Annotated in this window: 18 protein-coding genes; 10 read left to right on the forward strand and 8 right to left on the reverse strand. The window is 55.7% G+C overall.

Going from position 1 to position 20,904, the window contains the following annotated elements; translation table 11 throughout:
• The first annotated feature begins 5 nt into the window (after nucleotides 1-5).
• Complete coding sequence (locus HBO23_RS20330) at nucleotides 6-704, forward strand: transposase (protein ID WP_170039370.1); 699 nt, start codon at nucleotides 6-8, stop codon at nucleotides 702-704.
• 400 nt (nucleotides 705-1,104) lie between these two features.
• Entirely contained in the window at nucleotides 1,105-1,716 is a 612-nt protein-coding gene (locus HBO23_RS20335) for a hypothetical protein (protein ID WP_170039372.1), read from the forward strand.
• Between the two features lie 341 nt (nucleotides 1,717-2,057).
• Here the strand turns inward: HBO23_RS20335 and HBO23_RS20340 are convergent, their stop codons facing one another.
• Nucleotides 2,058-2,483, reverse strand: coding sequence for a hypothetical protein (locus HBO23_RS20340; protein WP_170039374.1), 426 nt, complete (start codon nucleotides 2,481-2,483; stop codon nucleotides 2,058-2,060).
• A 234-nt stretch (nucleotides 2,484-2,717) separates the two neighbouring features.
• Entirely contained in the window at nucleotides 2,718-2,975 is a 258-nt protein-coding gene (locus tag HBO23_RS20345; protein WP_170039376.1) for a hypothetical protein, read from the reverse strand.
• A 678-nt stretch (nucleotides 2,976-3,653) separates the two neighbouring features.
• Here HBO23_RS20345 and HBO23_RS20350 point away from each other — a divergent pair.
• The gene (locus HBO23_RS20350) at nucleotides 3,654-6,218 is read left to right on the forward strand and encodes an autotransporter outer membrane beta-barrel domain-containing protein (protein WP_170039378.1); all 2,565 of its coding nucleotides are present in this window, start codon (nucleotides 3,654-3,656) and stop codon (nucleotides 6,216-6,218) included.
• Between the two features lie 249 nt (nucleotides 6,219-6,467).
• On the opposite strand, the gene HBO23_RS20355 is transcribed toward HBO23_RS20350, so the two are convergent.
• Both HBO23_RS20355 and HBO23_RS20360 read right to left on the reverse strand, forming a co-directional pair.
• A complete protein-coding gene (locus HBO23_RS20355; protein ID WP_099549566.1) occupies nucleotides 6,468-7,055 on the reverse strand; it encodes a hypothetical protein in 588 nt (195 codons plus the stop codon).
• A gap of 16 nt (nucleotides 7,056-7,071) precedes the next feature.
• Nucleotides 7,072-7,683, reverse strand: coding sequence for a hypothetical protein (locus HBO23_RS20360; RefSeq protein WP_017136670.1), 612 nt, complete (start codon nucleotides 7,681-7,683; stop codon nucleotides 7,072-7,074).
• Between the two features lie 185 nt (nucleotides 7,684-7,868).
• Between HBO23_RS20360 and HBO23_RS20365 the strand changes: the two genes are divergently transcribed.
• From HBO23_RS20365 to HBO23_RS20380, 4 genes are all read left to right on the forward strand, one after another.
• Nucleotides 7,869-8,045: a hypothetical protein gene (locus HBO23_RS20365; protein WP_170039380.1), complete on the forward strand. Its 177-nt coding sequence runs from the start codon at nucleotides 7,869-7,871 to the stop codon at nucleotides 8,043-8,045.
• Between the two features lie 67 nt (nucleotides 8,046-8,112).
• A complete protein-coding gene (locus tag HBO23_RS20370; RefSeq protein ID WP_017136672.1) occupies nucleotides 8,113-8,793 on the forward strand; it encodes a CsgG/HfaB family protein in 681 nt (226 codons plus the stop codon).
• Between the two features lie 29 nt (nucleotides 8,794-8,822).
• Complete coding sequence (locus tag HBO23_RS20375) at nucleotides 8,823-9,185, forward strand: DUF4810 domain-containing protein (protein WP_017136673.1); 363 nt, start codon at nucleotides 8,823-8,825, stop codon at nucleotides 9,183-9,185.
• Nucleotides 9,182-9,832 carry a DUF799 domain-containing protein gene (locus tag HBO23_RS20380; RefSeq protein WP_017136674.1) on the forward strand — a complete coding sequence of 217 codons (651 nt, stop codon included), beginning with the start codon at nucleotides 9,182-9,184 and terminating at the stop codon, nucleotides 9,830-9,832. The genes HBO23_RS20375 and HBO23_RS20380 overlap by 4 nt, the downstream gene beginning before the upstream one ends.
• An 80-nt stretch (nucleotides 9,833-9,912) precedes the next feature.
• Here the strand turns inward: HBO23_RS20380 and HBO23_RS20385 are convergent, their stop codons facing one another.
• The 3 genes from HBO23_RS20385 to HBO23_RS20395 form a co-directional block, all read right to left on the reverse strand.
• Complete coding sequence (locus HBO23_RS20385; protein WP_346343061.1) at nucleotides 9,913-11,193, reverse strand: M10 family metallopeptidase C-terminal domain-containing protein; 1,281 nt, start codon at nucleotides 11,191-11,193, stop codon at nucleotides 9,913-9,915.
• Between the two features lie 374 nt (nucleotides 11,194-11,567).
• Nucleotides 11,568-12,953 carry a M10 family metallopeptidase C-terminal domain-containing protein gene (locus HBO23_RS20390; protein WP_262378203.1) on the reverse strand — a complete coding sequence of 462 codons (1,386 nt, stop codon included), beginning with the start codon at nucleotides 12,951-12,953 and terminating at the stop codon, nucleotides 11,568-11,570.
• 101 nt (nucleotides 12,954-13,054) lie between these two features.
• Complete coding sequence (locus HBO23_RS20395; RefSeq protein ID WP_262378204.1) at nucleotides 13,055-14,971, reverse strand: M10 family metallopeptidase C-terminal domain-containing protein; 1,917 nt, start codon at nucleotides 14,969-14,971, stop codon at nucleotides 13,055-13,057.
• 516 nt (nucleotides 14,972-15,487) lie between these two features.
• Here HBO23_RS20395 and HBO23_RS20400 point away from each other — a divergent pair.
• The 3 genes from HBO23_RS20400 to HBO23_RS20410 all read left to right on the forward strand — a co-directional run bounded on the left by HBO23_RS20400 (nucleotide 15,488) and on the right by HBO23_RS20410 (nucleotide 18,359).
• Complete coding sequence (locus tag HBO23_RS20400) at nucleotides 15,488-17,110, forward strand: VWA domain-containing protein (protein ID WP_170039384.1); 1,623 nt, start codon at nucleotides 15,488-15,490, stop codon at nucleotides 17,108-17,110.
• 92 nt (nucleotides 17,111-17,202) lie between these two features.
• Nucleotides 17,203-17,775 (forward strand): RNA polymerase sigma factor, encoded by a 573-nt coding sequence (locus HBO23_RS20405; RefSeq protein ID WP_170039386.1) that lies wholly within the window; start codon nucleotides 17,203-17,205, stop codon nucleotides 17,773-17,775.
• A complete protein-coding gene (locus HBO23_RS20410) occupies nucleotides 17,772-18,359 on the forward strand; it encodes a hypothetical protein (RefSeq protein WP_170039388.1) in 588 nt (195 codons plus the stop codon). The genes HBO23_RS20405 and HBO23_RS20410 overlap by 4 nt, the downstream gene beginning before the upstream one ends.
• Before the next feature lie 977 nt (nucleotides 18,360-19,336).
• On the opposite strand, the gene HBO23_RS20415 is transcribed toward HBO23_RS20410, so the two are convergent.
• Nucleotides 19,337-20,899: an anti-phage dCTP deaminase gene (locus tag HBO23_RS20415; RefSeq protein ID WP_170039390.1), complete on the reverse strand. Its 1,563-nt coding sequence runs from the start codon at nucleotides 20,897-20,899 to the stop codon at nucleotides 19,337-19,339.
• Nucleotides 20,900-20,904: the final 5 nt, after the last annotated feature.

Below are 20,904 nucleotides of genomic sequence, written 5' to 3' on the forward strand. Positions count from 1 at the left end.
TTTATATGGCTCGCCGTCCTAGGGTTTTACTGCCGGATATCCCGTTGCATATTATTCAACGGGGAAACAATCGGTCTGCGTGTTTTTACTCAGATGAAGACTATATTTTTTACATTGATACATTAGCCATGCTTGCTGAATTTTATGGCTGTAAAGTTCACGCATTGTGCTTGATGACAAATCATGTTCATTTGTTGTTGACTCCCACCTGCTGCGCAGGGGCTGGGCTGCTTATGAAGGGGCTTGGGCAGCGCTACGTTCAATATGTCAATCGAACATATCAACGAACGGGTACGTTGTGGGAAGGCCGTTTCCGTTCCTGTTTGGTTCAACAAGAAAACTATGTTTTAGCTTGCTATCGATATATCGAAATGAACCCGGTTAGAGCCGGTATGGTTATTCATCCGGGCGACTATCGCTGGACCAGCTATAGGGCAAACGCACAGGGCGAGCTGTCAGGCTTTATAAGCCCGCATGCGGCTTATAGCGAATTAGGTAGCGGCAGCGCGCAACGAGCCGAAGCTTACCGGTCTTTATTCAATGATCGACTTTCACCTGGGCTGATAGAACAAATCCGATCTTCTACAAACGGTAATTATGTTTTGGGCGATCAGAAGTTTGCGTCCGAGATCGCGCACGCATTAGGTAAAAGAGTTTCGCAGGGTGTGTCAGGACGCCCAAAAAAGTATGAGTTAAAAGAATAGTGGTCTGACCCCTATTTTCGCAAAAAAGTATGAGTTAAAAGAATAGTGGTCTGACCCCTATTTTCTGCATGCGGTTTATAGCGAATTAGGTAGCGGCAGCGCGCAACGAGCCGAAGCTTACCGGTCTATATTCAATGATCGACTTTCACCTGGGCTGATAGAACAAATCCGATCTTCTACAAACGGTAATTATGTTTTGGGCGATCAGAAGTTTGCGTCCGAGATCGCGCAGGCATTAGGTAAAAGAGTTTCGCAGGGCGTGTCAGGACGCCCAAAAAAGTATGAGTTAAAAGAATAGTGGTCTGACCCCTATTTTCCCTAGAACTTCCGAAAGTATGGGATTCCTTGCTTGAGAAGCACTCATCAAATGCACGAGTATTGACGCAGGAGGAGTTTTTTCATGAGTTTGGACGCTAAGCTTAGCGCATTAGAAAGTGAGCTGTTTGAAGGGCGCAAATCAATTGCTCTGTTTGTTTTGAAAGAGCAACATTATTATGTTGTGGATGATAAGTCCAATTACTGTATCGATGTCCGGCCGGATTATTTGTCGTATATTGAAACAGGCCGGCTAAAGCAGGAAGATTATGAAAAAGCTCTTGGGCTCTTTCGCGGTGGAATCTCAGTTTTAGGAGCTGATAATTTTCATCAGTACATTGATAGTGCCGAAGCAGAAGTGATAAGTTTTACGATGATGCGAGATTTTTTTTTCAAAGGCTTAACTTTGGAGAGTGTTAAGAGTTTTTATAAGGATGTAGAGCGGTTCTTATCTTATGGAGGAGAAATGGATTTGCGAAAATGGAATTTTTTGTGTATGAAATTGCCGAGCTTTTACATAAATTTCGACCGCGGGATTTACCGACATACCGACTATGGTCGGTTGCATGAGGAATTGGCGTTGCCAAAAACACAGTGGGATGCTCGTTGTAGTAGCGATTTTGGATTGCTCATCCCTGACGATGTTCAATACTGGATCGTAGATAGAATGAATTTTTTTAAGCTTTATGGCGGTTGAAATATTCAAGGAAAAATGGGGGGCAGACTCTGAGGGATCCCTGACACTTAAATACCTGCGGAGAAAGGGGGCGGATTTATTTAATTTTTCGAGTTCTTTTTTACTTAAATAAATCTGTCCCCTTTTTGCTCCCTTTTTGCTCAAGAAAAGCGAGTGCTTTCATTGTGGCGACTAGGCTTGGAGTACTGGCGAAGCTGCACAGATTTTGGAGGCCGAGGACACTGGGAAATATTGGAACGGGCTCTGCGTGATGAGGCAAGCCATCAAGCGCAGAGCTTAAGGTAAATTTGTGGGGATCCCTCAGGGTCAGACCCCTATTTCCTTCCTATTTTCTCCATCTATTAGAACCCGCTTGTACTACCAAGAACGGTGTCCCAATACTTAGTCCACCAAGAGTTTTCTTTATATTCTGGTTTTTTATCTTGAGGTTTTACGTAGGGTTTCCACGTCATCATTAGTTCAAACCGACGGATTGTGCCTGGCACCTCATCAATAACTACCATGCGGTAGAATTGGTTCTCGGATAAGTTTTTTGACACGTGCTGCAAATATTGCTCTAGTGTGGTCGTTAAGTTTTCGCTTCCGCCAGGTTCCATTGAGAGCAGCCACAAACGGCTATCTCCAGTTGTTACTATTTGTGCATTACGCCTCCAACCACTTTCATGCCTCTTCTGTGGGTCGTCGGCAAGGTCCGTATTTACTTTTCTAATGAATGAAATAGCTTCCGGCAACAACGTGAACGATTCTTCGCCAAAGTACTTGTCCATTTATGAGTCCTCATATCTACTATGTTTGCTATCCGGCTCACCGGTGTCGTATGAAAGACTATGGAACTCTGCGTTTTTATAAACCTGTGAGAATTGACAGTTTTTTAGAATTTTTTGTTATAGCTGTTATACAAGAACTGTCGCGAAAATCTTGATGTAAAAAATTGGTTGGTCAAGAAAGCTCCCACGCCTATATCCGCAAGCCGGGCGGCATGCGAGCCGCCCGGTTGTTACTCAGGATGGATCGGCATTGAGCCTGCGAATAATGACATCCAGCAAATCACACCCATCCCGCAGCGGTATAGCCAGTAGTTGGGCGAAGTCTTGAAGCACCACAGCATCGCTGCTGAGCTGTTCGCGGAAGGCCAGGTTTTCCAACAGTTGCGTGACGGCGCGAATCCGGTACGCGGCGGCGTCGTGGAGTACGTCGAGGGGCGCGCTGGTGTCGATAAGCAGAGCGGGGACGGTGCAGTCGTGGCCCGTTAGGGGCATGTATTGGTTCATGGTGAAACCTCGGTCAGTAGAGTGAAGCTGTCACCTATCGTCGCCAAACGAATGGGTGACAGCTGTACGCAGGTTGGCGAACCGGGACCGAGTTCCGGCAGACCCGAAGGTCTCCCGCGCACAGCTGCCATAAAGCAGCGATGCGGGTACGGAAGCCCCTGCAAGCAAGCAGAAAGCTTTCGCATACGGTCAACGGATCGCCAAATCCGATCGCCCTTGTTGGGCGACGGGCCGGACTATAAGCCCCCCACCCAAACCCACGCAAGGCACCAACGCCCTGACTCAACCCCCTTTCGCCGATCCCCAACCCCACCACCCCCAACGCATTCCGCCGTCCGCTCACGGATATCAGGCAAACCCTCGGTAGTTTGGGGAAGCGTCCTACCGCAAAAGGAACCATTTCCCTCAAGTCCGGGTCTTTACCCCGCCCACCCGCAACCGGTCGGGCTGCATGGACTGCAGCGTTTTAAAACGACATTAAGGATTAATGTGAACTTCGCCTCCCCATTCCCTTGTCTGCCACCACCGGCTGCGGTGCGATTGCTCGCGCCTGCAGTTCAGCAGGGCGCCTTGGGGGAATGCATTCGGATCATCTGATCCTTCGCTCAGCACACCTACAGCCGCCGGGCGTATTGGCGGCTTTGACTGTAGTTCATGGAGTTTGAAATGAAGCGTAAGCCGTTCCAGAAAACCCTGCTGGCCCTGATGGTCAGCGCAGGCGCCGCGCATGTTGCTGCGGTGGAATTCGACGTGAGCAGCGGCCAGAACAAGTGGAAAGGCCAGGTGTTCAACGAGCCTGTCACCTTGGTCGGGTCGCGCAATGTGGTGGCCACCCAGCGTAATGTCGATGGGGCCAGTGTTGCCGAGACCAATGTTCAGGGTTCGCTGATCAACCGCGCCGACTACAACATCGATGGCAGTGGCCTCAACATCCGTGGTTTTGTAGTGGATGGCGCGCTGGACTCTGATCTGCGGGCCCGTGGCGGCACGATCACCGGTGATGTCATCCAGGCCGGTACGATCAGGCTCACCAACCAGACCTGGGCCGAAGGTTTTGAGGTGGGCGCAGCGAACATCGGCGGCAGCGTGATCAACTCCGGAACTATCGTCACCGTTGACGTGCCGGGGTCGGACAGTGACGGCGAGGGCATGTACCTCAATGGCACGACCGTCGGTGGTGACGTGATCAACTCCGGCCTGATTGATGTCACTTCCATCTACGGCTACGGCCTGATCCTGGACACCCATAACAATATGCCGGTGACCGTCGGCGGCAAAATCCTCAACTCCGGCACCATCCGCGTCACGGGCGAAGAGGCGTTGGGCATTGAAGTTGAAACCGACACTAGTGACCTGCGTATAGAAAACAGCGGTGTGGTGACGGTCAACGGTGGTATGGCCAGGGCCGTACAGTTCAACTCCGGCACCTTCGATTACTTGCTCAACACCGGCACGATTGAAGCCAACGGCGCCAATGCGGTGGCTGTGCATCTGACTGGGGCGACCTTTACCCAGAACCCGCAGTCGGGCGCGCGCGGCGTTATCAACCGTGGCCTGATCAGTGCCGACAGCACCGCGATCCTGGTCGATGCCCGTGACCAGACTTCGCCGTTCGAGATCAACCAGCAAGCAGGCGAGATCCGCAGCAAATCCGGCACGGCCATCGACGCCGCCAACCTTGCCACGTTGAACTGGACGGGCGGCAAAATCACCGGTGACTTGCTCAACCTGAGTGCGGTGAATGTCGCCGGCCAAGCTGATTTTGCCGGCCAGCGCATCATCGCGCCGGTCTCGATTAATTCCGGCTCGTTGAACCTGGCCGCGCCCGGTACCACGATCAGCGGCAACCTTAACGTCGCCAGCGGTGCGGGCATTGATATGCACCTGGCCGACAGCGTGGTGCCGACCACGCCGTATCTGTCGGTCAACGGTACGGCTAATTTCGCCCAGGCGTCGAAGCTCACGGTGAGTGCGCAGCCAGGCGACTTTGCGCGCACCAATAACGGCACTCAATACACCCTGTTGCAGGCCACCAGTGTGCAGAACAACGGCCTGTCGGTTGCCAGTTCGTCATCGCTGCTCAACGTGCTGAGCTACTCGGCGGATGCGCAAACGGTCAAGGCTGTCGTCGCAGTTAAAGACAACCAGCAAGTGCAGCAGGAACTTGCCGGTGCAGGTGCCAGCGCCGCAGCGGCCACGGCGGTGAATACGTTCAAGAACGATGTGCTCGGCGGGCTCAACCAGGACGACCCAGTGTTCCAGTCCCTCGCCAACGCCGGGACTGCGCAACAGCTTGCTCAAGTGAGCGAGCAGCTCAAGCCGGACGTCAACCGTGGCGCGCTGGATGTGGCGTTGTCGGGGCAGACTGTTATCAATGGCGCAATCTTCAACCGCCTTACCGACCAGCGCGAAGGCCATCAAACCGGCGGCGTGTGGGTGCAGGGTTTGAGCAGCAACATGGACCAGGATGGGCGCGGCGGTAACAACGGTTACTCGGCCAACAGCAGCGGCATGGCCGTGGGTGTGGACGGGCGTTTGAACGACACCACCACCCTGGGCGTGGCTTACAGCTACCTTAATTCCAACATCCATTCGGACCTGGGCAACAAGACCGATGTGGAGGGCCACGCGCTGTCGCTGTATGGCAACTGGGCGCTGCAAAACTGGTTTGTGGATGGCAGCCTCAGCTACGGTCATAACGACAACGACAGCAAGCGCCATGTGGCGGGCACCACGGCCAAGGGCAGTTACGACAGCAACGTGTTGGCAGCCAGCGTAATCGGCGGCTACAGCTTCAAGCCATCGCAGGCGGTGGTGATCGAACCGCGTGTGGCGGCGCGTTATGCCAACGTGCGCATGGACGGCTACGACGAGAAGGGTTCTTCGGCGGCGCTGAGCACGCGTTCGCAGCGTTATGAAGTGGGTGAGTTGGGTGCCGGTGTGCGTTTGGCCGGCAACTTGCCGATGGGCGCAGGCAGCCTGCAACCGGAAGCGACCTTGATGGCGTATCACGACCTGATGGGTGATCGCGTCGCGCAAACCTCCAACTTTGTGGCGGGTGGTGCGGCGTTCACCACCACCGGCGCGTCGGTGGCGCGTGACAGCTACGAGGCGAGTGTGGGCGTGAACTACCAGGTGTCGGACTTCACCGTGGGCGCCAGCTACACCCGCCAAGCGCGCAGTGGCTTTGACGCCGATGGCGTGATGCTCAAAGCGCGTTACGCGTTCTAAGCCCCAGCGCTGATCGTTCCCACGCTCCGCGTGGGAATGCCGCCCTGGACGCTCTGCGTCTGCTTTTGAGGCCGTGACGCAGAGCGTCACCGGATGCATTCCCACGCGGAGCGTGGGAACGATCGGTAACACCACCAAACCCCTGTGGGAGCGGGCTTGCCCGCGATGGCGGTGGGTCAGTGAATAAATCCAGTGACTGACACACTGCTATCGCGGGCAAGCCCGCTCCCACATTTGGTGTTGTGTTTGTCAGAACAACTTGCGCTGCACAGCTTCATCCAGCGTGCTGCGGGTCAGTGCTTCAACCACTTCTCCAGTATTGGCCTGGAACGGGATGCCTACGATCAGCACCAGGTGCATCCACGTGCGCACCGATTCGCTTTTCTTGACCCGGCCCAACTCTTTGCCGTCCTTGTCCTTGAACACGGTTTCCAGGGTGAAGGTGTTCTTCGCGGTGGACGGGATGATGAAGAACGTAACGCCAGTGATGATCGCCGAGGCCATGCTGAACTGTTCGTTGTTGTACAGCGTGGCGTCGGCGTAGATGTCCGAGTCGACCTTGTCGGTGCTCACCCGTGCAAAGCGGTTGGACTGGCGGAACCCATCGGCCACGGTTTTTTCCCACAGCGCCGCCGGTGCGCCGGCCGTGGTATTGCCGGGGCCGCCGTTGACTTGGCTCAGCGCCGTGGTGCGCACGTAGGCGGTGGGTTTCTGTGCCGGTGTGCTGGCGGTCGGCGGCCAGGTTTGCACGGCCGGCAATTCGTGTTGCGAGTAGGACACGCAACCGGTCAACAAGACGGCGGCGAGGACCAGGCTGTGTTTGATCAACCCTTTCATGTGTTGCTCCCTGAAATTACGGTTTGGCCAGTTTGGCAGTGGCGGTATCGAGCAGTTGCGCGACCAGTTCGTTCAACTGTTTGGCGCCCATGGTCGGGGCCCAGTATTCGCGGCCGTAGAGGCCCACGTTGCGTTCAAACTTGACCTCTTGCTTGGCGCTCGCCAGTTCCTTGCCGTCGCGGTCGACAATCACCAGGTCGCCGGCCACGTCGAAGGTGTCGACGAAAATCGGGCCGTTGACCCAGATCCAGATCGTCAGCGTCAGCAGGGCACCAGGCACGTAGGCGGGGTGAACGCCACGGTGGCCTTTGAGGGAGGTCATGTTGAATTTCAGCGCGACATCGTTTTCGCCAAGGCGCACCGGGTACTCAGTGACCTGCTTGAAGTAACCCGCCGTGCGCACGTACTGGTTGAGTTGGGCCGTGAGCGAACGGCTGATCGCAGTTTTATTGGCGTCGTTGACGTCGGCGGCGCTCACTGTCACATCAGCGACTTGCGCACTGCGCGGGCTGCTGACGGGGGCCGGGTGGAGCGGGGCGCCGATGGGGCCGGTGACGGTGTAAGAGACGCAGCCGGTCATCGACAGCGTCGCGAGCAGGGCCGCAGCCCCAAGGAGGGTTTTCAACACGCAATATCCCTATTTAATGAACAAGCCAAGCCAATGTCTCGACCGATGGCTGTGTAACTTGAGGCGGGCGCGCAGCGTAACAGAATGCCGTTGAGCGGCGAACGCCCCCGCAGCAGCGAAACCGCTTGAGTACACAGGGCAACCCCGTAAAATGCCGCGCACTGGATACAAGGCATTTTTCAAGGATGAATCAAGCAATGCGCCTCTCTGCTTTTCTCCCGGCCACCCGCCTCACCGCGGGCCGCACGTTTCAACCGCACTGCTGCGAGGCAGTCACCCTTCCTGATATCGCTATTGGCGGGCTCGACACTTTCCATGTTGAGGCTGCGGGCAAACGCGCGCGCGTTTTCAGCAAAATCTGATTGCCGCGACTTCGTTGATAACTTACATAACAGCCCTTTGCGCTGGTTTCACCTCTAGGAGCACTCTGTGAAAACACTGTCCAAAATCCTGCTGTCGGGCCTCACCGCCGCAGCGCTGCTGAGCGTGGCCGGTTGCGCCACCGAGAGCAACCGTGCGATGCCGGTGGAGCAAGTTGCCAGCGCCAGCGTGGCCTATTCCGGCGTACGTGTACCGATTGCCGTAGGCAAGTTCGATAACCGCTCCAGCTACATGCGCGGCATCTTCTCCGACGGCGTTGACCGCCTTGGCGGCCAGGCCAAGACCATCCTGATCACCCACCTGCAGCAGACCAACCGCTTCAGTGTGCTGGACCGCGACAACATGGGCGAAATCTCCCAGGAAGCCGCGATCAAAGGCACCGTGCAAAAGCTTAAAGGTGCTGACTACGTGGTGACGGGCGACGTGACCGAGTTCGGCCGCAAAGAGACCGGCGACCGCCAGTTGTTCGGCATTCTCGGCCGTGGCAAAACCCAAGTGGCCTACGCCAAAGTCGCGTTGAATATCGTCAACATCAGCACCTCCGAAGTGGTGTATTCCACCCAGGGCGCCGGTGAGTACGCGCTCTCCAACCGTGAAGTCATCGGTTTTGGCGGCACTGCCAGCTACGACTCCACGCTCAATGGCAAGGTTCTGGACCTGGCCATGCGCGAAGCGATCAACCGCCTGGTAGACGGCATCAACGCCGGCGCCTGGAACCCGCGCAACTAATCACAACAACGCCAAGGAGCACTACACGGATGAGCAAGGCAGTTAAGTTGGCGCTGATGCTGACAGCAATCGCGACGGTCGCCGGGTGCCACACGGCGCCCCAACCCCTGTATCAATGGGAAAGCTACCAGCCGCAGGTTTACGAGTACTTCAAGGGCGAGCCCAAGGAAGCGCAGGTGGAAGCCCTGGAACGCGATCTGCAAAAGATCAACGCCAGCGGCCGCAAGGCCCCGCCGGGTTACCACGCGCACCTGGGCATGCTGTACCTGAGCATGGGCAAGGATGACCAGATGGTGCAGGAGTTCCGCACCGAGAAGGCATTGTTCCCTGAGTCCGCTGCGTACATGGACTTTTTGCTGAAAAACGCCAAGGCTGGAGTTGCCACTAAATGAACCTGTTAAAACTCACCGGCGCCTTGCTGGCCCTGGCATTGCTCGGCGGCTGCGCGGCGCCCAAGACCATTGATTACACAGCGTTCAAACAGGCTCGGCCGAAGTCGATCCTGGTACTGCCACCCATCAATGAGTCGCCGGAAGTGCAGGCCTCCTACAGCCTGGTTTCGCAGGTCACCTACCCGTTGGCCGAAGCCGGTTACTACGTGTTGCCGATTGCCCTGGTGGACGAAACTTTCCGCCAGAACGGCCTGACCACCGCCAACGATATCCAGGGCGTGGCGCCGGGCAAGCTGCATGACATTTTTGGTGCGGACGCGGCGCTGTACATCACCATCAGCGACTACGGCACCAAGTACATGCTGATATCCAGCGACACCTCCGTGACGGCCTCGGCCAAGCTGGTGGACCTGCGCACCGGCACCACGTTGTGGACCGGCTCGGCACGCGCTTCCAGCGAGGAAGGCAACAACAATGGCGGCGGCCTGGTGGGCATGCTGGTCTCGGCAGCGGTCAAGCAGGTGATCAACAGCTCCACCGATGCGGCGCACCCGATTGCCGGTATTGCCAGTGTCCGCCTGCTGTCGGCCGGGCAGCGCACCGGCATTTTGTATGGCCCGCGTAACCCGAAATACGGCACCGACTAAGTATCTGTTCAACCGTGAACAGCCTTTGCTGACCGCTCGGGTCTGCAAAGGCTTCGCGGGTTGGGTGTCACGCGTTGCCGTCAGTTTACAAGCACATCCGGTGGCCTGATCACTTGCGTACTGGTCACCACGAAGTCTGCTGTGCGGTTGCCGGTCAAGTCGATGGCGATGAAGTGGCGCTGGGTCTGCGGGTTGAAGCCCACGATCGCGTCGCCGATACGCCCGCTGAACACCTGGACGGGCTTGAATCGCGTGTTGGACCTTCGCTCCAGCCCGCGCAGGTCAATCTTGTCGGTGCCGCTGGTGAAATCCATGATGACATCGGGGTTTGCAGGCGTGGAGTCGCTGGCGTGGTTATAGACGAAACTGTCGGCGCCGCCGCCGCCGCGCATGCGGTCCGCACCCGCCCCACCGGTGAGCCGGTTATCGGCGGCGTTGCCGATCAGCACATCGTGGCCTGAGCCACCGATAGCGTTTTCGATGAGGCAGTTGCGGGCGATAGAGACGTTGCCCTGATAACCACCTACGTCGGAAAACGAGCCATCTCTCAGATTGATCGTTTGGTTATTGCCGTAACCCGAGAAGTCCAGCGTGTCATTTCCGGCGCCATCCCATACGCAAAAAATAGCGGCGTCCTGATGGCTTCTCAGGGAGTAGTGGTCCCTGCCGGTGTTGGAGTTGAAACCGTAGATGTTGTTTTCTCGGCGGGTTTGATAGTTGGCGCCGTACTGGTGCTGGATAGCACTGATGTCATCCATCATGGGAGCCAGCGGCCTGCCCTCGAAGTGTTTGCCACTGCTTTGGGCAGGGTAATAGCTCATGACGGTATGGGCTTTAGAGTCTTGGGCATAAAACCGTTTGGCGTCGTCTTTTTGGCCGTTGTAAGTACCGGGGTGATTCAGGCCGAGCGTGTGACCGATTTCGTGGGTTACGGTGGGGCGTGTCACAAAGCCCGGTTGATAGCGGGTATCGCCAGCGATGCCGTTTTTGTCGTTGCTATAGGGGTAGTAGCCGTCTGCAACTATCACATTATTGGAAATACGGAAGGCCAGCCGTCCTTCTGCCGGGCCGCCGTTTTCAGTGAACGTCAGGTTCGCCACATCGCCCCAGGACTGGATGGCGCGCCGTGCTTCTTGTTTCTCGTAGTCGTTGAATCCAAGACCCTGTTCATAAGTGAAGTTGTAGGAAATCTCGGTCCTGTTGTTTTGGTTTCGGTCCTGCCATTTCAACCTGCCACCCGTCAGTTGCTCAACGGCCTGACGCTGATTAAATGACGGCCTGTCGGCTCTACTTGTGTAGGGATCATCCGAGCGTTGAGTCGGGTCATAGTCACCCCCATTGCCGCTGAGAGAACGGGCCACCGGGGCGTCCCAGCGGCGGTGTGCAGGGCTTTGGGCTGACTGAGCGCTGCTCGAATAAGGCTTGTACATCGGCGTTACAGGATTAATTCTCAAGGTCGTTATTCTCACGGGGTATTGGTACTTTTCCTTCTTGGTGAGGCAGGCAGGTTCCCTTTTGCTAGGTGTGAAGTTGCCAGTGTTGGCGTCACTTTCCAAAGCCCGATGTGTGTCCGAGTAAGTCGTTTTTCTTGCAGGTAAAGTGTTCCTACACAGGGTTAAGCCAATGCCCAGTCCTGGGCTGAATTTTCGCCCTGCATCAGAAAAAACGGCCACCGCGAATGACCGTTTTTCACACGTGTTCAGGGACGACTTTGAACCCTGGTGCGACAGTGCGTTTATCCGAATATAGGCCGTGAGGTCATCAGCCCACTGATATCCTGGGGCCTTATCAACCGCGTGCTTTTCAGCAGGAAGTCCGTCTGGCCGTTTCCGGTCAGGTCAATGGCGACAAAGTACCGATTACTGTAGGCGTTGAACCTCACCATCGTGTCGCCCGCGCGGCCGGAGTAGGTGTGGACCAGTCGCAGCTGAGTGCGGGTGCTCTGGCTCAGCCCGGTAAGGTCGATCCTGTCTCGGCCGCTGACAAAATCGGTGATCAGGTCAGCACCCGCAGCGGTTGAATCGCTGGCCTTGTCGTAGACAAAAACATCCGCGCCGCCGCCGCCCCTCAACGTGTCTGCGCCGCCCCCGCCCTTGAGGCGGTTGTTGGCGTTGTTGCCGATCAACGTATCGTCATGGCTGCCGCCAATGGCATTTTCCACGGTCACGCCCTTGGCAATGGAAACGTTGCCTTTCATACCGCCCACATCAGAGAAGGCTTCGGCGTTCAAGTTGATGGTTTGTTTCTGATTGAAACCGGAACAGTCCAACGTATCGTTGCCACCGCCATCCCATATGCAAAAAACCGGTGCGTCCCGCGAGGACTTCAGGCTGAAATAATCACGCTCGGTATTGGAGTTGAAACCGTAAACGGTATCGCCGCGACGGGTCTGGTAGTTGGCGCCGTAGGCGGCCTGTATAGCTGCAATGTCATGCATCAGGGGCGCCACCGAGTAATGGGTCCACTGTGCGTCTTTTGAGAAGTTCTGACCACTTCTGATCTCGGGGTTGTAACTCATCACGCTGTAGGCTTGAGTGTCCTCCAAGTAGTCGCGCGTGGCGGGTTGCTGGGTATAGTCACCGGTATGGTCAAGGCCCAGGGTATGCCCAATTTCGTGAGCCATGACATGTTGGTCGTAACGGTCGGTCCTGGGTTGTGCATGCCCTGAGTCCAGCCATGCCTCGCCTCCTTTTTTGAAGCTCTTGGGAAAGGGCAGGGTCGCATAGGATTCCTCGTTACCCTCGTAAAGACCCAGGGTCAGCCGGCCCTCGGTACTCGCGCCTTTATGTGAGAACTTTATACGGGTCACATCCGCCCAGGCTTGCATCGACATAAGCGCCCGTTTCTTTTGTTGTTCATTTAACTCACGGGCACCCTTGGGTACATGACTGACCCTGTGTGGCTCATCCGGCGTGAAGAACTCGTAGGCAATATCAATGACGCCGTCGCGGTTGTGGTCTTGCCATTTCAATCCCATTTCCCGGCTGGTGCGCAGCAGGTGCCTGGCGGCGCGGTCGGTGGTGTAGGACGCCAATGGCTGGTCCTTTACAGCACCCGGTTGTTGATGGGCAGGCTCAAATAATGCAAGCGCCGTATAAGGCTTGTTATCAACAGAGAGCATCTACTTGAATCCTTTTAATAGGCGAGCGGAGGTGTGAACGTTAACGCTCATGGGAACACGCGATGGTGTCAGGGGTTGATAGGGTTAAACCTTCGAGGTGACTACCTGCGAGAAAATACCCTGGCTTGGCTTTGGAAGTTTGCAGTCAAACCCATAATGTCCTCGGGTTTTATTAGTTGAGTGCTTTTGACCAGAAAGTCGGTCTGGCGATTACCCGTAAAGTCCACGCCCACAAAGTATCGACCACTGCGTGAATTTAACTTAACAACGGTATCGCCAATGCGGCCTGTATAGTTATCGACAAGCCGCAGCGGTGTGCCGGTATTCTTGGCCAAGGCAGTGAGATTGATCTTGTCTTTGCCACTGACAAAGTCCTCAATCAAGTCGGCATTCTGATAGGACGAGTTACTGACCTTTTCGTAAGTGTGTGTCATTGAACGGTGGGAGGGGCGGGTGGGTGTGAGTGTGGATCGAGTAGTGGGGGTCTCAGGCTGTTGATGATGGGCTGTGGTGTTTGCGGAGGCGACAATATCGTCTGCTTTGACTTGCCCATAAGTGCGGATCAGCAGGTCGGCTTTGCCGTCGCCCGTCAGGTCAATCGCCACGCTGCCCTTGCCGCTTTGTTGATCGTAGGTGAGCACGGTCTGACCGGCCTTGCCTGTCATCTCACTGACGAAGGCCAGGGCGGCGACATTGGCGTTTTTCATGGCCACGGATACATTGATTTTGTCGGTGCCGCTGACAAAATCCATAAGCGTGTCGGGGTTTTCGGGCGTGGAGTCACTGGCACTGTTGTAGTCAAACGTATCCGCGCCGCTGCCTCCGCGCAGCCGGTCACCACCCGCGCCGCCGGTGAGCCGGTTATCGGCATCGTTGCCGATCAGCGCGTCATCGCCTGAGCCGCCGATGGCGTTTTCCATGACCACACCGCGAGCGATGGAAACATTGCCCCTGAGCCCGCCGACATCGGAGTACGAGCCGGCCTTGAGATTAATGGTCTGGTTGGAACGGTAGCCGGAAACGTCCAGGGTATCGTTGCCACCGCCGTCCCATATGCAGAACACGGCAGTGTCCCGGTTGGAATTGAGGGTGTAGTAATCGCGCTGGCTGTTGGAATTGAACCCGTAGGTGGTGTTGTCCTGACGGATTTGACGATTGACGCCATAAAGCGCCTGGATGGCGGAAATATCATCCATCATGGCTGATGCTGGTTGGGCGCCGCCATGGCTTTTGCCGCTCAGTGCCGCCCCGAAATAGCTCATGACGCTATGAGCCTGGGAATCCTGTACGTGACTCCTTCGGTTCTCGTCATAGCCGCCATCGTAGTTGCCGGTATGCGACAACCCCAGGGCGTGACCCGTTTCATGAATCAAGTCGTGGCGCGTGACCCTGGTGGGGTTATACAGGGTGTTGCCTCCTTGGTAATGGTTGCTTGGGTAATAGCCTACGGCGGTGCCGACGGCGTTCGATATGCCAAATGACATTTTGCCCTCTGTGCGTGGCCCATTCTCTTCAAAGGAGAGATTGGACACATCGCTCCATGACTGCATGGCACGTCGTGCCATTTCTCTCTGGCGACCATCGAATTGCCAGGCGGCGCTGTTGAACGAGTAGGAAACAGAGACCTTGCCGTCGGCATTGTTGTCATGCCACTTAAGGTTTCCCCGAGTGAGATTGTTGGTTGCCTGGCGCTCATCGAAAGAGCGCACATTGAGGTTAGCCGCGTAGGGGTCGTTGGCGCGCAGAGTTGGATCTTTGCCGTCCCAGTAGCGTTTGGTGGCGGTGTCGAATGTCGTCGGGTTGGTTGTTGTGGTTGGATTAAATGGCCGCCGTGTGGGTGGCTGAGTAAAGGGCTGTACGAACTTACGCACGAAGGGGTGTTTGAGAAATGGCTGCACGAAAGGTCTGAAGACCGGGTGGTTGAGATAGGGTTGGGCAAAAGGCTGAATAAGCGGGCGCAGAAAATGTTGGCTGTAGTTGGGTTGCTGGAAAACAGACGGGCGCAAGTCGATTCTCATAAGAGTAATCCATGTTCTTGTTGTTGGCCTATTCCTTGTGTAGGGAAGTGCATGTCCGTGTGCTGGAAATACCTTCGCACCCTATAAGTTAATTTCCAATAGAGTATTTATTTCTAGTGTGTGTCAACAGGCCGGTGTGACATGGTTTGCAACGGCTGTTATGTTTATCCGAATTTTAAATTTCGTGTCAAAGAGTCGGGTTCCCCAAGCATTACTCGTCTTGTTGAAAGCTGATATGTCGTTTGTGTTTAACGTGTTTTTTTTGGAAATATAGAATTGCTTACAGTGTGAGTATTTTCGTTAAGAGCATTCTGGAGTTTCTCGGTAATCGTAAGTTGTTTCGGGCTCGGCATCGTTGAGTGACCTACAGGGCTCGATGCTTCCAGCTGACGCCCAATGGCTTGGTACTCTGTAGGGCAAGCGTGTTGTATGCGTAAATTCCGGGATTTAACCCGAACCCGAAGTGCTTTGCGTCTGAACCTATGAACGGATTATTTACTGTTGAGGTTCAACGCCATGTCACATGCTCGTTTAGTGCTGCGTCCCCTTGTCTGCAGCGTTGCGGTTGCCGTACTGGCTTCGCTGGCCGGCTGTGGGCTTTCATCGTCCAGAGAGGTGGCCAAGCCTCCCGCGCCCGCCGAGCCTCAGGCTGAGGGTGCCTTGAGCAAGCAGGCAGCGATGCCTGTGCTGATGGCCGCGCCAATGGCCATGCGCGACGCCGCGGCTTTGGCCTATCGGGCCGAGCCTCACGAACGCTACCAGAACCTGCCCGACAACCCGGTCTACAGCGTTGCACAAACCCCGGTCTCGACCTTCAGCGCCGACGTCGACACCGGCAGCTACGCCAATGTGAGACGTTTCCTCAACCAAGGGCGGCTGCCACCTGACGGCGCCGTTCGACTCGAGGAAATGCTCAATTATTTCCCCTATGACTACACGCTGCCCACTGATGGCTCGCCCTTTGGCGTGACCACCGAAGTCGCCGCCACACCGTGGAACCCGCACACGCGATTGCTGCGCATCGGCATCAAAGCGTCCGACCGCGCGGTGGCAGACCTTGCGCCAGCCAACCTGGTGTTTCTGGTGGATGTGTCGGGCTCCATGGACCGCCGTGAAGGCTTGCCGCTGGTGAAAAGCACGCTGAAATTGCTGGTGGACCAATTGCGTGATCAAGACCGTGTGTCGCTGGTGGTCTACGCCGGTGAGTCGCGTGTGGTGCTTGAACCCACCAGCGGGCGCGACAAAACCAAGATCCGCAACGCCATCGACCAACTCACCGCCGGCGGCTCAACGGCAGGCGCCTCCGGCATCGAGCTGGCTTACCAGATGGCCCGTGCCGGCTTTATAGAGAAGGGCATCAACCGCATCCTGCTGGCCACCGACGGTGACTTCAATGTGGGCGTCAGCGACTTCGACAGCCTCAAGCAGATGGCCGTCGACCAGCGCAAAAGCGGCGTGTCCTTGACCACCCTGGGTTTCGGTGTGGATAACTACAACGAGCACCTGATGGAGCAGCTTGCCGACGCCGGCGACGGCAACTACGCCTACATCGACAACCTGCGCGAAGCCCGCAAAGTGCTGGTAGACCAGCTCAGCTCGACCCTGGCGGTGGTGGCGCGGGATGTAAAGTTGCAGGTGGAATTCAACCCCGCCCAGGTCAGCGAATACCGCTTGTTGGGTTATGAAAACCGCGCACTCAAACGTGAGGATTTCAACAACGACAAGGTCGACGCCGGTGAAATTGGCGCCGGGCACACCGTGACCGCGCTGTACGAAATTGTGCCCAAGGGCGAGAAGGGCTGGTTGGAGCCGTTGCGTTACGCCGCCGCGCCTGCGGCCGAAAACACCTCCGCTGAGCTGGCCATGCTGCGCGTACGCTACAAACCGGCGGCGGGCGGTGCCAGCCAACTGATTGAACGGCCCATCCGCAACGAAACCACCCAGGCCAGCGCCGACCTGCGCTTCGCGGCAGCGGTGGCCGCCTTCGCCCAACAGCTCAAGGGCGATGGCCGCTACACTGGCAGCATGAGCTTAAAAGACACCGCCGCACTGGCCCGCTCGGCCCGTGGCGATGACCCGTTCGGGTTGCGCAACGAGTTCGTGCAACTGGTGGAAATGGCGCAGAGCCTTAAACACTGATCCCGAACATGGCAACAACCAACAGTGGGAGCTGGCAAGCCAGCTCCCACAGTCAATGTGCATCGATCCATCAAAAGGAGTTCGCTACCTACATGGCCGTTCCCGATGACTCACCCAGCGACGAATCGCTGCTGGCCCGCTACCGAACCGGCGACGCTGCCGCGTTCGAGGTGTTGTACGCGCGGCACCGCCAGGGCCTTTACCGGTTCCTGGTGTCACTGAGCAACAAGGCCGAACTGGCCGAAGAGGTGTACCAGGAAACCTGGCTCAGCCTGATTCGCAGCGCCACCCAGCCACAGGGCCGGGCGAGTTTTCGTACATGGCTGTTCCAGATTGCCCGCAACCGCCTGATCGACCACTGGCGCAAGCACGGCATCCACAACCCGCTGCACGACAGCTACGACGAACAACTGCACGCCCAGGCCGACGACAGCGCCGGCCCTGAGCAGCAACTGAGCCTGAGCCGCGACCAGGCGCGCCTCGACGCCGCTTTGCAAGACCTGCCCGAAGACCAGCGCGAAGTCTTCCTGCTACGCCTGCACGGCGACCTCGAAGTGCCGCAAATCGCCGCCCTCACCGGCGCCCCGCTGGAAACCGTAAAAAGCCGCCTGCGTTACGCCCAGCAGAAACTGCGCCGCCTGCTGGCCGAGGAGATACTCGTATGAACCACTCCCCACACACACCTGACGACGAGCTGATCCAGCATTTTCGTCAACACAGCACCGGCGAACCGCCAGCGTCCCTCGACGCCTTCATCCTCGCCACCGCCCGCCGCGAAGCCCCGGCGCCGCAACCCAGCCTGTGGCAACGCTGGCTGCAAGCCTGCCGCCAACCGCGCTGGCAAATGGCATTCGCCACCGTCGCCGGTGTAGCACTGATGATCGGCGTAGTGATGCGCGTGCCCGAGTCGCAACCGGAGATATCCCCCGCGACATTTTCCGCGGCGCCAGCCCCACAGATGTATGCCGCACCTGCGCCCGCACCTATGGCGCGGATGGCAGCAGCGCCGAAAGTTGAGCATGCGCTGGTTCAGGCTGAAGCCATCGGTGCGTTTGCCGATCAGCCGGCAGAAAAACTCAGTAAGCGCGCACCGCTGGCTTTGCCGTCACTGGAGGAAGGGCTGCGGGAGATTGTGAGCCTGCGGTTGGCGGGGCAAGCCAAAGCGGCGGATGAAAAGCTGTTGACGCTGCATGAGCGCTTCCCCGAGGAAGACTTGCCAGCGCGGTTGGAGGCGTTGCAGAAGCGATAAATGCCTTCAAAGAAAGCCCGCCACCGACTACTCGGTGGTGGGCTTTTTAATGGAGTTTTGAAAGCAACTTGGCCAAAAATGTGGGAGCGGGCTTGCTCGCGAAGGCGGTGTATCAGTCATACATGTATTGGGTGACACTCCGTCTTTGCGAGCAAGCCCGCTCCGACATTTTGAGCATCGTTTGCCTGGAAAGGCGCTGGGGGGAAATGGGCAGAGATTTATTTACACCGCAGGTCGATTATTTGGAGGTTTTGGATACTTGAAACGCGAGGCATGCAAAAAATTGCCTACAAACAAGCCCTAGGTCTTTCGACTTGGGGCTTTTTTGTGTGTGTCTGGTGCCCCGGCGCCGTTTGAACCTAGGGGTGAAGTTCTCGTTTTTAAAGGGTTTGGTCGTCTGTTTCTTTCTAAGGGATACACCTGGGGATACACGGCGCCGGCTGCTGGGGTGTTTTCGGTCGGTTTTTCGCTGGCTGAAAAAGCCGTCGAGATTCGTTGCTCCACCCCCGACGAACGGTATCGTCATCGTGATAAAGCCGCCACAAGCGCAAAGGTATGGCCATCACCACCAATCCTTTAAGGGATCAGTCCAAAAGTGGCCCGATTATTACGTCCCTCACTTTTGAGAAGCAATCGCCACACTTTTGTGGCGATTGCGCTGGCGCCGTGTGGCGCTTCCCCTCACACAAAGGCGTTCCCTCCATTTCCCTGCGCCAGCACCACCCCGGATCAGGGTAGTGGTCATTCATGGGGTTAATTTCGCAAATCGTCGTTCAAGGCAAAAAGTGGTCGCGAGGAAGAGCTGACCTTCCATTTCGGTAGGGCAGGTTTCGCGTGTGGAGGCTGGCGGATCGGCGGAGTTTTCGCCGATCCCTGTCCTGGGGGCAGACTTAGGTGGCGACCTGGTCAGAATGAAAAAATACCACTTCGGTCTGGACTGCCATTCAATCTAGGAGCTCCCCCCTCGTGCTCTTTAATTATTTGGGTAGCGGAACGTTGTGCGTTCGAGCAAGATCGAACACCTTAGCCTCTACGTCTAGGTAGGAATCTAATATTTCTTGGGATACGTGACTGGCTTCTTTATTCATTATTGAAATAGCCAGTCCTTTGTCATCTTTGCGTTTAGTATTGAACGCAAAGAACGCTGTATACCGTTTAGGTGAAACACCTTCAAAGGTTTCGAAAATGATTTTGTTTTCTGCTGCGAGGTCGATGGAGATCGCGTCGGAGTGTAGAGCCATTGCTAAACTTTTTTCATATGGCTCGATATATACAACTCGATTGATTCCGGAGGCGATTATATGCCTAGCGCAGTTGTGGCAAGGGTAGGTTGTTGTATACATCACCCCATCCGTGGTACTGCCTGATGGTTTACGAGCGATATTTAAAATGGCTTCCATCTCAGCATGAATTGCACGGGAGTATTCAATTAAGGCTCCGGCAGGTGTTTCTTTCAATATTTTTTTTGAAATTTCTTCTGCGAGGTTTGGATCGATTTTTGCGGAGCTTTCCAGAATTCTGACAATACTTTCTACCAATCGACTTTTATGAAAGTCGTTGTAACATTTCCTTCCATGGTTGACACATCGTTGGTCATTCACATTATCGGCTGAATAAAGACCTCCACCGGCTTGTGGAACGTCATTCCAGCCTACCGAAAGAATATTACCGGATGAGTCAGTGATCGCAGCCCCAACCTGCCGGCTGAGGCAGGCAGACTTCAGCGAGGCTGAGTGGGCTGCATACATCCCCGACTCATCTCGAGTAGGAGTAATGCCATTTTGTCCGTGAACAAGTCCTACAAATCTGCCGCAAGGTTTGGATAGGTTTCCGATGCTGGTCAAATGATTTCTTATGAAGAAATCTGATTTTTGAACTGTCTTCTCTAATAACTGGCCATGATCAAGATTCTCGTTTCGATCTCTTTCAATTAGTTCTTGAGCAGCTACGGAGCTCATTCCTTCTTGCTTAAGTTGATCTATTCTTGAATGCTGAGGGCTCATTACGCCGACGAGATAAAATATATTTTTGTAAACTAATCTGAAGAGTTCTACTTCTGCGGGATTTTTAAGTTGGTCAATGATGTAAACAGTTCTCGGTGGGTCTTCTTCTTCGCTAGCGTTAATCTGAAGCTGCCGAGATATTGAAAGATTGTGAATGGCAAGGGTAGCTAAAGCATCATCCCCTAGTCGCTTGCGAATGCTATTGCCGAGATCTTGAAGTACACGGTAGCGCTCATCAACGCCGAGGCGATTTAAGTCTTTTCCAAAGTGCTCTGATGGGAGAGGGTGACTAGCAAAATATTCTTTGATTATTGTGCTGAGCTTGATGGTGATTACGTGGTAATTACACAAGCCAAACTGATTTTTTAGCTCTTCAACTACATCGGCTAGATTGCATCCAACAGCTCCACATACGCCAATTACAATTTCTTTTGTCAGTCGAGATTTTATGCGAGCTTGTATGTTTTTTTCTTTTTCTTCGTTAGCAGCAGTAGCCTCGCCCATGCTGGGCAAAGCTTTTACATTCCCTGTACTCATCTCAT

Source organism: Pseudomonas sp. WS 5532 (assembly GCF_012985445.1).
GTDB lineage: Bacteria > Pseudomonadota > Gammaproteobacteria > Pseudomonadales > Pseudomonadaceae > Aquipseudomonas > Aquipseudomonas edaphica.